The organism is Bradyrhizobium sp. CCBAU 11357, assembly GCF_028128865.1.
GTDB lineage: Bacteria > Pseudomonadota > Alphaproteobacteria > Rhizobiales > Xanthobacteraceae > Bradyrhizobium.
On record NZ_LBJW01000093.1, the window covers coordinates 58,837 to 71,758 of the forward strand.

Here is a 12,922-nt window from a genome sequence, read left to right on the forward strand (position 1 = left end):
GCCACGCGCATGCGCGTGGCCTTGAAGCGGCGCGATCAGGCCACCTTGGTCGTCATGTGCTTGAACATGTTGGCGCGCGCTTCGTCGTCCATCTCGGCCTTGAAGGTGAACTTGTCCTTCAGGGCGATGGCGCGCGCCGCCGCCGGGCGCGCCGAGATCTCGTCGAACAGCCGCTTCACGTTCGGGTAACGCGCAAAGGCGTCGTCGCCGAGCTTGAACGGCACCATCCGCGCCCAGCCCCACAGCGCCATGTCGACGATCGAATAGCTGTCGCCGACCATGTAGCGGCGGCCTTCGAGGCGGCTGTCGAGAACCTTGTAGTGACGGTCGGTCTCGTACTGATAGCGGTTGTGGGCGTAGTCGTGGTTCTGGTCCTTCGGCGCAAAATGCTTGAAGTGCACGGCCTGTCCGGAAAAGGGACCGACGCCGCTCGCGACGAACATCAGCCACGACAGCAATTCGGCGCGGTTGGAGGGGAGGAATTTGCCGGTCTTCTCGGCGAGATAGAGCAGGATGGCGTTCGAATCGAACACGATGGTGCCGCCATCGTCGATCGCCGGCACCTTGCCGTTCGGATTGATCTTGAGGAATTCCGGCGTGAACTGCTCGCCTTTGCGGGTGTCGATCTTCACCGGCTCGAAGGGCAGGCCGGATTCTTCGAGATAGAGCGCGACCTTGGTCGGGTTCGGTGATCCATTGAAATAGAACTTGAGCATCAAGCATCTCCCCGGTGTCTATGGCCGCGCGAAGGACGCGGCGTCGTTGGGCGAGCCTGTCTTGCCTGAACCTCGTCGGAGAGAGCAACCGGCGAGTTTGCCGGGCGGTGTCTGCACGGTACGCAGATCAGGCGGCGTAACAGAGGCCGATTGCCGCCGCGATGACCATGGCCGCACCCACGGCCTCCAGCCGCAGGCCGAGCCGGGCGGCGAGATGCATGTCGGAGGCCCGCGCCGCGCGCTCCGAACCGCGCGCATAGCCATGAACGATGACGTCGTGGTTGAAATTGTCGTGCGCCTCGTTGCTGCTGGCGAGCCCGACGCAGATCACGAGCACGCCGAACAGCGCCAGGCCGAAAAACCCGAGCAGCGCGATCAGGAACATCGGAAACATGCCAATCAGGAAGATCGGCAGCAGTGGCACCAGCAGCAATGTCTCGGACTGTCGTCGCATGGGAGCCGGACCGTCAGGACGGAGGCTGATGGAGTGAATCTAGTCCCGTCTGGCGCGGCTTTCAACTCACGGCCCTGTCATTCCGGGGCGCGCCTCTTGGCGCGAGCCCGGAATCCATCGGGCGGCATGGGACGCGGTTGGATGGATTCCGGGCTCGCGCGCTTCGCACGCGCCCCGGAATGACGGCGAGGGAAAACTACCCCGCCGCCATGCCGGCGCGGATCTCGGCGCGGAGCTCGTCGATCAGCTTGAGGCCCTTCTTGGTCTCGACGTGCCAGAAGGTCCAGCCGTTGCAGGCCTGCGCGCCTTGTGCCACCGCGCCGATGCGGTGGATCGAGCCGACCTTGTCGCCGAGCATGATGGCGCCGTCGGCGCGCACCAGCGCCCCCAGCTTCTTCTTGGCGTCGAACAACTTGGTGCCGGGCATGATCATGCCGCGCTCGATCAGCTCGGAGAACGCAACGCGCGGTGCCTCGCGCGCGGTCATGAACGGGGCAAGGCTCTCTTCCGGCAGCGGCTCGACCTTGGCGATCCGTGCCTCGGCGGCCTTGGCGTAGGTCTTGTCGCGCTCGAAGCCGATATAGGAGCGGCCGAGGCGCTTGGCGACCGCACCGGTGGTGCCGGTGCCGTTGAAGGGATCGATCACGAGATCGCCGGGCTTGGACGAGGACAGCAGCACGCGCGCCAGCAGGCCTTCCGGCTTCTGCGTCGGATGCACTTTCTTGCCGTCGGCGCCCTTGAGGCGCTCGTCGCCGGTGCAGAGCGGGATCAGCCAGTCGGACCGCGCCTGCACGTCCTCGTTGGCCGCCTTCAGCGCCTCGTAGTTGAACGTGTAGCCCTTGGCTTTTTCGTCACGCGCGGCCCAGATCATGGTCTCGTGCGCGTTGGTGAAGCGGCGGCCGCGGAAATTCGGCATCGGATTGGTCTTGCGCCAGACGATGTCGTTCAGCAGCCAGAAGCCGAGGTCCTGCATGATGGCGCCGACGCGGAAGATGTTGTGATAGGAGCCGATCACCCAGATCGTCGCCGACGGCTTCATGGCGCGGCGTGCGGCGAGCAGCCAGGCGCGGGTGAAATCGTCATAGGCGGCAAACGAATCGAACTTGTCCCAGTCGTCGTTGACGGCATCGACATGGGATTCGTCGGGGCGCTTGAGATCGCCCTTGAGCTGCAGATTGTAGGGCGGGTCGGCGAACACCAGGTCGACACTGCCTGCCTGGAGCTTCGACATCTCGGCGACGCAATCGCCGACGATGATGCGATGCGACGGGGACTCAAAATTTGTGCGGGGCGCCCTTGCAGACGCCCCGCGACGCGACTCTACCATGACTCAAGAACTCTGACTCAGGCGACGCTGTCGGCGACGCGGGACCAAACAACCGACTGGCCGTTACATTGAAGGGGCAAAGTAAAAATCGACTTAACCCGCCGCTTTCGTGAGCAGTCCTCGCATCATCGTTCGAGCCTGCGTTGTCGTGCGCGTTCGCCTTGTTTTACAGTGTATTTCGCGCTCGCGCGGCTCGCGGGATCGATCGTGGCGGCAAAAAGGCCGTAAATTTCTCTCGGAAAAAACTGCTCGGCCCTCGGAAAAATTTGCTGGCGTCGACAGGCTGTCGCACTAGGCAATTTTTGCCGGCCACGATATTGATAAAAGCAACGGAAATTTTACGTATGTGGCGCGTTGAGCTTTCGCGTTTCCGTGCGCCGTCGAAACTTAAATCAGGGACCCCAGAGGAAAGGCCGCCATGCGCTACGATGACTTCCGCCGCAGCGACGACATCGAGGATCGTCGCGACGAAGGTGGCGGCTTTGGCGGCGGGGGAGGCGGGTTCGGCCTGCCGATGGGTGGCGGCGGGCTCGGCATCGGCACCATCATCATCCTCGGCCTGGTCGGCTACGCCTTCGGCATCGATCCCCGCATCCTGATCGGCGGCGCCGAGATCCTCACTGGCGGCGGCCATGCGCCGAGCTACCAGACCGATCGCCAGGCCTCCTCCGGCAAGCGCGGCGCGCCGACCGACGAGATGGGCAGCATGATCTCCGGCATCCTCGGCGAGATCGACGATCGCTGGACCGAGATCTTCCAGGCCAGCGGCCAGACCTATACCGGTCCGAAGATCGTGCTGTTCCGCAACGCCACCAATGGCGGGCGCTGCGGCATGGCGCAGTCGGCGATGGGGCCGTTCTATTGTCCGCCCGACCGGACCATCTTCCTCGACACCGGCTTCTTCCGCGAGGTCGAGACGCGCTTCCGCGGCTGCTCCGGCAAGTCGGCGTGCAATTTCACCACGGCCTACATCATCGCGCATGAAGCCGGCCATCACATCCAGAACCTGCTCGGCATCATTCCGCGCGTGACGCGGCTGCAGCAGCAGGTCGGCTCGAAGGCCGAGGCCAATGCGCTCCAGGTCAAGGTGGAGTTGCAGGCCGACTGCCTGTCCGGCGTCTGGGTCAACCGCGAAGCGAAGAAGCGTCCGAACTTCCTCGAGCCCGGCGACATCGAGGCCGCGCTGAGCACGGCGAGCGCGATCGGCGACGACACGCTGCAGCGCCAGGCCACCGGCCGCGTCGTGCCCGACTCCTTCACCCACGGCTCGGCGGCGCAACGCAAGCAATGGTTCATGACCGGCTACCAGCAGGGCACGGTCCAGGCCTGCAACACGTTTGGTAGCGGCGGGCCGTAGACACAGGTGCTCGTGCCCCGGACGCAGCGCAGCGCTCTTGCGGTGCGCTGCAGAGCCGGGGCCCACCTTGCAGGTCGCGCCAGTTTAGAAATGAGTCCCGGCTCTGCGCTGCACCGCTTCGCGCTGCATCGCGTCCGGGACACGAGAGGATGTAGCAATGGCCTCCATCGACGAATCCAAACAATTCATCCCGCTCAACATCGCGGTGCTCACGGTGTCCGACACGCGCGCGCTTGCGGATGACAAGTCCGGCCAGACCCTCGCCGACCGTGTCACCGCCGCGGGCCATCATCTCGCCGCGCGCGAGATCGTCACCGACGACGTCGAGGCGATCCGCGCCGTGATCCGCCGCTGGATTGCCGATAGCGGCGTCGACGTCGTCATCACCACCGGCGGCACCGGCTTTACCGGGCGCGACGTCACGCCGGAGGCGATCGAGCCGCTGTTCGAGAAGCGCATGGACGGCTTCTCCATCGCCTTCCACATGCTGAGCCACGCCAAGATCGGGGCCTCGACGATCCAGAGCCGCGCCACCGCGGGCGTGGCGGGCGCGACCTACATCTTCTGCCTGCCCGGCTCGCCCGGCGCCTGCCGCGACGGCTGGGACGGCATCCTGGCGGCCCAGCTGGACTACCGCACGCGCCCCTGCAACTTCGTCGAGATCATGCCGCGGCTGGACGAGCATCTGCGCAGGCCGAAGGCGCAGGGCGCGACGGTGTGAGCGCGCGCTGGTACGCGTGCATCATTCGTAAGCCAAGCACAAGGTCTCGTAGGGTGGGCAAAGCGAAGCGTGCCCACGACTTCTGTCGCAATGCTGGGATCGGTGGGCACGGCGCAAGTGCGCCTTTGCCCACCCTACGACACCTGATTGGCGGAGACATAGCTCGCACAGTCACATGCGTCGCGCCCGCACCGAGATCAGAGATCCAGCTCCCACGTCTCTCCGACCAGATCGGCGCCGAAGCTGTGATGCTTCTCTTCCTTCACCAGCCTGAATCCCGTACTCTTGTAGATCCCGCGTGCGGCAACGAGGATGCTCTGCGTCCACAGCGTCATCTTGCTGTAGCCGCGTTCGCGGGCGCCCTGGATGCATTGCTCGACGAGTGCGCGGCCGACACCGAGGCCCCGTGCTTTCTTCTCCACCTGCAACAGGCGGAGCTTTGCGATCTCGTCCGCGGCCTTGACCAGGAACACCGAGCCGACCGGCTCGCCGCCGACCTCCGCGATCCAGCAGTGCTCGCGCGCGGCGTCGTAATTCCTGATGAACTGCGCGCAGATCTCGGCGACCAGCGCCTCGTAGCTGATGTCCCAGTTGTAGTCCGCGGCGTAGGCGGCAGCCTGGCGGGAGACGACCCAGCCCATGTCGCCGACGCGATGGCTGCGCAGCATGAAGGACGCGGGCTGGCTTCGGCGTTGCTCCAGCACGGCCTCGATGGTCGCCATGGCCTGTGTGAGCCGCGTGGCATCGCCGGGCGAGAGCTGAGCCAGCATCGCGGCGACCTCGTTTTGCGAGCTCAGGTTCAGCTTGGCGAAGGCCTGCCGGCCCTTGGCGGTGAGGCTGAGCTGGTATTGCCTGCGGTCCGCGGGCAGGGGCTTTCGCGTGATCAGCCCCTTTTCGTCGAAGCTCTGGACGATGCGGCTGAGATAGCCGGGATCGAGACCGAGCTCGCTGCCGATCTCTTTTGCCGCAAGGTCGTCGCGATGGGCGAGTTCGTAGAGCACCCGCGCCTCGCTGAGCGAGAACGGGCTCTTGCCGAGGTGCTGGTCGAGCACACCGAGCTTGCGGGTGTAGAAGCGGTTGAAGGCGCGGACCGCCGCGACATGGTCGCCCGTGACCTGTTCGGCCACGGCGCTTGAGGGCGAAGCTTTCGACAGCATGGGATCACCTCGATATTTGCCATTGTCAATTAATTATTTGACGTTGGCAAGTATCTCGGCGCTTCAGGCGACCATGACGATCCGGCTGCGCAGCATGATCCGGGACGACCGGCCGAGCCGCCGGAGCAGCCGCGCCTCGGAATGGCGGGCGTGGGGCGGGTAGCCGCCGATCCGGTCGTAATGATCACGCGCAATCAAAAGTCCCTGATCGCCCAGCGGACCGACGAGCTTTCGCGCCACGGCCCAGAGGACGTCGCGCAACGCGGTATTCCCGTAAGGCGAGCGCGCATAGCGGAACACCGCCGCACGATCCCGGCCACTGGTGGCGACGGCCTGGATGAACTGGGTGGTCTCCTCGATCCAGCCGGTTTCCAGCACGGCACCGGCAGGCAGGAACATCAGCCACTGCGATCGGGCCTGGAGCGCGCCGGCGGCGAGCGCAGCGCCTTGCGAATGTCCCTCGAAACCGATGAAACGGCAACCTGCGACGTCGGCAACGCGTTCGATGACGCCGTTGCGCGTGCCGTCGACCAGAAGCACTTCCCGGATCACGCCGGCGGCGGCGCCGGGGACCAGCGCGGCGAGGGTTGCGACCGCCGTCTGCTCGACGCCTTCGGTCGGGATGATGACGCTCAGCATGATTGAGGCTTCAGTGTCTGCACTTCGGGAGAAGCGTAGCGTTGCATGATGTTGTCATAAACCCGTCGCGCTGCCGAGTGCAACTTTCGGACGGCGCTTCGGCGTGCGATGGTAAACTGCCGCCAGTTCATTGCAGCCAAATGTGTCCGGCGCGGGCTGGCAATATTGCCGAATGTTTCGGCACGAGCCGATCCTGACGGTATTAACCCGGAGCTTCATGGCGGCATTCGCCGCGCGGCCGTCGGTTTCCTCGGACGAGGCGGCAGCTTGGGGGAAGGTCGAACGAAATGCGTGATCTCGGTGCCGGGAGAGACCTTGTATGAACGCCGATCAACTCGCCGTTAACGCGGCGCCGACGTCGCCGAAGCAGGAGGCCGCGCCGACCTTGCGGATCCGGGCGCTGATGCTGGGCGACCGCATCAATGCATCTGGCCTCGAGATCGGCACGCTGGTGTCCTCGACGCCGGCCGCCTTCCGCGTCCATGCCGGCCTTGCCGTGATCTTTCGCTACGGTGTCGTCGTGCTGATCGGGCTGTTGCCGTCGGAGGAGAAAGTCCTCGTCGATAATCTGAAATCCCGCGTGACGGGAGAGCTCAGCCCGTACGAGGAGGAGATCGCGCAGGCGCAGCTCTGCAACGAGGAGGCCGCCGAGACGATCCAGCCGGGCGGGCCGATCTGCCTCGCCAAATTCTCGGACGACCGGCTGCTGCTGGTCGCGGATGCGCTCGCCAAGAGCACGTCGCTGGCGCGCGACGAGCGCCGCGTCGCCGCGGTGTTCGACGTCATCGAACCGTTTGCACGGGAGCTCGCCGAGCACGGCCGCACGCCGCGCCGGCGCAAGGGCATTCTGCAATTGATCGGCAACGCACTGCTGGTGCAGCAGCGCGTCGCCGGCCGCGTCGCGGTGGCGGAGAAACCCGACGTGCTCTGGGAGAAGCCCGAGCTCGACCGGCTTTATTCGCGTCTCGAGGACGAGTACGAGCTGAAGGAGCGCCTCGACACGCTCGAGCGCAAGCTCGCCGCGGTGTCGGAGACCGCCAACGCGTTGACCGACATCATCGACACCCAGCGCTCGCTGCGCCTCGAGATCGCGGTCGTGGTGCTGATTTTGATCGAGGTCGCGATGGGGTGTTTTCAGATATGGTCGGGGACGCACTGATAGCGGAATCTATTGCCGGCATGATAGGACAGTACGATTGATCTGCGCGGCCGCCGCATTCTTCGTCATTGCGAGCGAAGCGAAGCAATCCAGAATCCCGCCGCAGAACCAGTCTGGATTGCTTCGCTTCGCTCGCAATGACGGCTTGGCTGATATCATCGGCTAGCCGGATGAGCGATCATCGTCCGCAGCACCGCAGAATCGTAGGGTGGGCAAAGGCGCGCTTGCGCCGTGCCCACCGCCCATCGGTGGGCACGCTTCCGCCTTCGCTCTTCGAGCTACGGCGGACAAGTCGCTTTGCCCACCTTACGACACTCCCTTTCGGCTGGAGCTCACATCGCTCGCAGCACCGCAGCGCAATGGCGCGCGATCATCATCTCTTCGTTGGTGGGAATGACGAAGACCGCGACGGTGCTGTCGTTGTCGTTGATGCGCTCACGCGCAGCGTCGTTGCTCGCGGCATCGATGCGCACGCCCAACCAGGCGAGACGCTCACCGATCGCGCCGCGGATCTCCTTTGCATGCTCGCCGATGCCGCCGGTGAAGATCAGGCAGTCCAGGCCGCCGAGCGTGGTCGCCATCATCGCGACCTGCTGCGCGGCACGGAAGGTGAAGAGATCGACGGCCTCATGCGCCGCAGCCTCGGGGCTTGCCAGCAGCGTGCGCATGTCCGCAGAGATGCCGGAGACGCCGATGAGCCCGGACTCGTGATAGAGCAGGTGCTGGACCTCTGCGACCGACATGTTCTCGTGCTGTTGCAGGTAGAGCAACACGCCCGGATCGATCGCACCGCAACGCGTGCCCATCACGAGGCCGTCGAGCGGCGTGAGCCCCATCGTGGTGTCGATGCTGCGGCCATTGCGCAAGGCGCAGAGGCTGGCGCCATTGCCGAGATGTGCGATGATTGTGCGCTTTGCGACGAGCTCCGGCGCGATCTCGGCCAGGCGTCCCGCGACATATTCGAACGAGAGGCCGTGAAAGCCGTAGCGCCTGACCCCACGCGCCTCGAATTGCCGGGGAATGGCGAAGCGGCTCGCCGGCGGTGCGAGGCCGTGGTGGAAGGCGGTGTCGAAACACGCGATCTGCGTCAGCCCGGGCCGGATCGCCGCGAGCCTGCGCACAGGCGCGAGGCAGCGCGGCTGGTGCAGCGGCGCGAGCGGCGTCAAGGCCTCCAGCTTCGCTATGATGTCGTCGGTCAGGACCACCGGGCCTGAATGATCCGGCCCGCCGTGAACGATGCGGTGGCCGACGGCCCGCAGGCTGCGTCCACCGAACCGGTCCTCAATGAAGGGGAGCACGTCGGCGAACAGATGGCCGCCGGCTGCCTCCGGCGCCCCCTTCCTTGTCTCGAACAGGTCTTCGCCCGTGGGGCCCTTCACCACCAACCGGGGTTTGGCTTCGTGCTCGTCCAGCAGGCCCTTGCAGAGCAGGGCAGGCTCGGCCGCCGCGACATCGAACAGGCCGAACTTGATGCTCGACGATCCCGAGTTGAGAACGAGGATCGCGTCCGTCATCGCTAGTCGCCGGCCTCGGTCGGCGTGTTGCCGCCGGCGCTGTTTTGCCAGACCCAGTCACGAATCTCAGGCATGTCCTCGCCATGCTCGCGGACATAACGGGAGTGTTCGATCAGTCTGTCGCGGAATTGCTGCTTCACCTGCGCGGCCTTCGTCGCCAGTCCCGGCACGCGTTCGATGGCCTCGATCGCGAGATGGTAGCGGTCGAGCTCGTTGAGCACGACCATGTCGAAGGGCGTCGTCGTGGTGCCTTCCTCGGCAAAGCCGCGCACATGCATGCCGGCATGGTTGGTGCGGTTATAGGTCAGCCGGTGGATGAGGTAGGGATAGCCGTGATAGGCAAAGATCACAGGCTTGTCGCGCGTGAACAGGCTGTCGAAGTCGCGGTCGGACAGGCCGTGCGGATGCTGCTCGCGCGGCTGCAGCGTCATGAGATCGACGACGTTGACGACGCGGATGCTCAAATCCGGCAGCGCCTTGCGCAAGAGGTCGACGGCGGCGAGCGTCTCCAGCGTCGGCACGTCGCCGGCGCAGGCCATCACCACGTCGGGCTCGCCCTTTCCGTCCTCCGTTCCCGCCCAGGTCCAGATGCCGATGCCGGCAGCGCAATGCGTCGCGGCGTCCTGCATCGAGAGCCATTGCGGCGCCGGCTGCTTGCCGGCGACGATCACGTTGACGCGGTTGTAGGTGCGCAAGGCATGATCGGCGATCCACAACAGCGTGTTGGCGTCCGGCGGGAAGTAGATGCGGACGATGTCCGCCTTCTTGTTGGCGACGAGATCGACGAAACCGGGGTCCTGATGGCTGAAGCCGTTATGGTCCTGGCGCCAGACATGCGAGGTCAGAAGATAATTGAGCGAGGCGATCGGACGCCGCCACGGCAGCTCCCGCGTCACCTTCAGCCATTTGGCATGCTGGTTGAACATGGAATCCACGATGTGGATGAAGGCCTCGTAGCAGGAGAAGAAGCCGTGCCGTCCCGTGAGCAGGTAGCCCTCCAGCCAGCCCTGGCAGAGATGCTCGCTCAGCACCTCCATCACGCGGCCGTCCTGCGCGAGGTGCACGTCGTAAGGCTCGGTCGGCTCCATCCAGACGCGCTCGGTGGCTTCGAACACCGCGTCGAGCCGGTTCGACGCCGTCTCGTCCGGGCCCATGATGCGGAAGTTTCGATGCTGGGCGTTGAGGCGAACGACGTCGCGCAGGAATTTGCCGAGCTCGCGCGTCGCTTCCGCCACGACCTCGCCGGGTTGCGGCACCTCGATCGCGAAGCTGCGGAAGTCCGGCAGCTTCAGCTCCTTCTTCAACACGCCGCCATTGGCATGTGGATTGGCGCCCATCCGCCTCGTGCCTTCCGGCGCGAGCGCCTGAAGCTCGGCAATGAGCGCACCGCCTTCGTCGAACAGTTTTTCCGGCTCGTAGCTGCGCATCCAGTCTTCGAGCACCTTGAGATGCGCCGGGTTCTCGCGGCAGCCTGCGACCGGCACCTGATGGGCGCGCCAAAAACCCTCGACCTTCTTGCCGTCGACCTCCTTCGGGCCGGTCCAGCCCTTCGGGCTGCGCAGCACGATCATCGGCCAGCGCGGCCGCTCGACGCGCGTGCGGCCGTCGCGGGCATGTTGCTGGATCGAGCGGATGCTGGCGAACGCGACGTCCAGCGCATCGGCCATGGCCCGGTGCATCAATTTGGGATCGTCGCCGCTGACGAACAGCGGCTCGTGGCCGAACCCGCGGAAGAGGTCGCGGATCTCCGCGTCTTGCATCCGTCCGAGCACGGTGGGGCCCGCGATCTTGTAGCCGTTGAGATGCAGGATCGGCAGCACTGCGCCGTCATGGGCTGGGTTCAGAAACTTGTTGGAGTGCCAGGATGCCGCGAGCGGCCCGGTTTCGGCCTCGCCGTCGCCGACCACGCAGGCGGCGATCAAGTCCGGGTTGTCGAATGCCGCGCCATAGGCGTGCACAAGCGCATAGCCGAGCTCGCCGCCTTCGTGGATGGAGCCCGGCGTTTCCGGCGCGGCGTGGCTCGGGATGCCGCCGGGGAAGGAGAACTGTCTGAACAGCTTGCGCAATCCGTCCGCATCGCGCGCGATGCCGGGATAGATCTCGCTGTAGCTGCCTTCGAGATAGGTGTTGGCGACCATGCCCGGGCCGCCATGGCCGGGACCGCAGACATAGATCACGCTGACATCGAGCGCGCGGATGACGCGGTTGACATGGGCATAGATGAAGTTCAGGCCCGGTGTCGTGCCCCAATGTCCCAGCAGACGCGGCTTGATGTGCTCGGGCCGCAGCGGCTCGCGCAGCAGCGGATTGTCGAGCAGGTAGATTTGCCCGACCGAGAGGTAGTTGGCGGCGCGCCAATAGCGATCGAGCAGATCGAGGTCGCTGCTCGCTTCGGCCGTTTTTTGTTGGATTGTCATGTTCCTGCCGACCTTCACTTCGCGATCGTCACCAACCCGGTTCCGCGGTGATCGATCCGTCGGTCATGAAACGGGATGGCCGCGACGGCCGTGTTGCGTGAGGTCAAAGGCGGACGCGCGAAGTTTGGGCAGCTCTACTGTGCATGGGGTTGTTTTCACGTTTTTTGTTTGTGTTCTTGATTTGTTCCTGTGTCGTGCTATCTTGGCTGCATGAGTCCAGCATCCTCTCGTGCTCTCAAGCACCCGCCGGTCACGGCGCCCTCCGAGCCGGCGGGTGCGCCTTCGGATTTCCCCGAGCTTGGCGTCGCCATCGACCGGGCGCGCAGACGAGGGCGGGGCGCTCAATCCAACGCCAGCGGCCGCTTTGAGGCCGAGGCGCGCGTCGCTTTCGATGACGGCTGGCAGAGCCTGGACGAGCTGCCGCCGTTCAAGACGACGGTCGCCGTCGACACCTCGCGCAAGGTGATCACCCGCAACGATTCCCCCGACATCGGCTTCGACCGATCGATCAATCCGTATCGCGGCTGCGAGCACGGCTGCGTCTATTGCTTCGCGCGGCCGACCCACGCCTATCTCGGCCTGTCACCCGGGCTCGACTTCGAGTCGAAGCTGTTCGCCAAGCCCGATGCGCCTTTGCTGCTCGAGCGGGAACTCGCCGCCCCCGGCTACGAGCCGCGGATGATCGCAATCGGCACCAACACCGATCCCTACCAGCCGATCGAGCGCGAGCGCAAAATCATGCGCGCCATTTTGGAAGTGCTGGAGGGCGCCGGGCATCCCGTCGGCATCGTCACCAAGTCGGCGCTGGTGCTCCGCGACATCGACATTCTCCAGCGGATGGCCAAGCGCAACCTCGCCAAGGTCGCGATCTCGGTCACCTCGCTCGATCCGAAGCTGGCGCGCACCATGGAGCCGCGGGCCTCGACGCCGCCGAAGCGGCTGGAGGCGCTCAAGCAGCTCTCGGAAGCCGGCATCCCCACCACGGTGATGGTCGCGCCCGTGATCCCCGCCCTGAACGATTCCGAGATCGAGCGCATCCTCGATGCCGCCGCCCATGCCGGCGTCAAGGAAGCCGCCTATGTGCTGCTGCGGCTGCCGCTGGAGGTGCGCGATCTCTTCCGCGAATGGCTGATGGCGAACTATCCGGACCGCTATCGCCACGTCTTCACCCTGATCCGCGACATGCGGGGCGGGCGCGACTACGACGCCAAATGGGGCGAACGGATGAAGGGCACGGGACCGATGGCCTGGACCATCGGCCGCCGTTTCGAGATCGCCTGCGACAGGCTCGGCCTGAACAAGCGGCGCTCCAAGCTGACGACGGACCACTTTGCGCGGCCGAAGCGGAACGGTGATCAGCTCAGCCTGTTCTGATTGGCGGTGGGCGTAGGGCGGCCGGCCTGAATAACGGGAATATCCTGGGTTCCCGGTTGCGCTGGCGAAGCCCCCTGGCGCACGATC

11 protein-coding genes are annotated in these 12,922 nt (G+C 65.3%); 4 read left to right on the forward strand and 7 right to left on the reverse strand.

Features of this window, described 5'->3' with window-relative positions; translation table 11 throughout:
- Positions 1-35: 35 nt before the first annotated feature.
- The 3 genes from XI05_RS13345 to XI05_RS13355 all read right to left on the reverse strand — a co-directional run bounded on the left by XI05_RS13345 (position 36) and on the right by XI05_RS13355 (position 2,497).
- Positions 36-716, reverse strand: coding sequence for a glutathione S-transferase family protein (locus XI05_RS13345; RefSeq protein ID WP_271502134.1), 681 nt, complete (start codon positions 714-716; stop codon positions 36-38).
- Positions 717-843: 127 nt separating this feature from the next.
- Positions 844-1,170: a hypothetical protein gene (locus tag XI05_RS13350; RefSeq protein ID WP_271502136.1), complete on the reverse strand. Its 327-nt coding sequence runs from the start codon at positions 1,168-1,170 to the stop codon at positions 844-846.
- A gap of 196 nt (positions 1,171-1,366) precedes the next feature.
- Positions 1,367-2,497, reverse strand: coding sequence for a site-specific DNA-methyltransferase (locus XI05_RS13355; RefSeq protein WP_271502138.1), 1,131 nt, complete (start codon positions 2,495-2,497; stop codon positions 1,367-1,369).
- Positions 2,498-2,915: 418 nt separating this feature from the next.
- Here XI05_RS13355 and ypfJ point away from each other — a divergent pair, with 418 nt between their 5' ends.
- Positions 2,916-3,854, forward strand: coding sequence for a KPN_02809 family neutral zinc metallopeptidase (ypfJ, locus tag XI05_RS13360; protein ID WP_271502140.1), 939 nt, complete (start codon positions 2,916-2,918; stop codon positions 3,852-3,854).
- A gap of 157 nt (positions 3,855-4,011) precedes the next feature.
- Complete coding sequence (gene moaB / locus XI05_RS13365) at positions 4,012-4,575, forward strand: molybdenum cofactor biosynthesis protein B (protein ID WP_271502141.1); 564 nt, start codon at positions 4,012-4,014, stop codon at positions 4,573-4,575.
- A gap of 197 nt (positions 4,576-4,772) precedes the next feature.
- On the opposite strand, the gene XI05_RS13370 is transcribed toward moaB, so the two are convergent.
- Positions 4,773-5,732, reverse strand: coding sequence for a bifunctional helix-turn-helix transcriptional regulator/GNAT family N-acetyltransferase (locus XI05_RS13370; RefSeq protein ID WP_271502143.1), 960 nt, complete (start codon positions 5,730-5,732; stop codon positions 4,773-4,775).
- A gap of 63 nt (positions 5,733-5,795) precedes the next feature.
- On the reverse strand, positions 5,796-6,371 hold the full coding sequence (locus XI05_RS13375) for a glycosyl transferase (RefSeq protein ID WP_271502146.1): 576 nt from the start codon (positions 6,369-6,371) through the stop codon (positions 5,796-5,798).
- A 319-nt stretch (positions 6,372-6,690) separates the two neighbouring features.
- Here XI05_RS13375 and XI05_RS13380 point away from each other — a divergent pair, with 319 nt between their 5' ends.
- Positions 6,691-7,530 (forward strand): RMD1 family protein, encoded by an 840-nt coding sequence (locus XI05_RS13380; RefSeq protein ID WP_271502148.1) that lies wholly within the window; start codon positions 6,691-6,693, stop codon positions 7,528-7,530.
- A 332-nt stretch (positions 7,531-7,862) separates the two neighbouring features.
- On the opposite strand, the gene XI05_RS13385 is transcribed toward XI05_RS13380, so the two are convergent.
- Positions 7,863-9,044 (reverse strand): acetate/propionate family kinase, encoded by a 1,182-nt coding sequence (locus XI05_RS13385; protein ID WP_271502151.1) that lies wholly within the window; start codon positions 9,042-9,044, stop codon positions 7,863-7,865.
- Between the two features lie 2 nt (positions 9,045-9,046).
- Positions 9,047-11,461, reverse strand: a complete 2,415-nt coding sequence (locus XI05_RS13390) for a phosphoketolase family protein (RefSeq protein WP_271502153.1) — start codon at positions 11,459-11,461, stop codon at positions 9,047-9,049.
- A gap of 210 nt (positions 11,462-11,671) precedes the next feature.
- Between XI05_RS13390 and XI05_RS13395 the strand changes: the two genes are divergently transcribed.
- Positions 11,672-12,835 carry a PA0069 family radical SAM protein gene (locus tag XI05_RS13395; protein WP_271502155.1) on the forward strand — a complete coding sequence of 388 codons (1,164 nt, stop codon included), beginning with the start codon at positions 11,672-11,674 and terminating at the stop codon, positions 12,833-12,835.
- Positions 12,836-12,922: the final 87 nt, after the last annotated feature.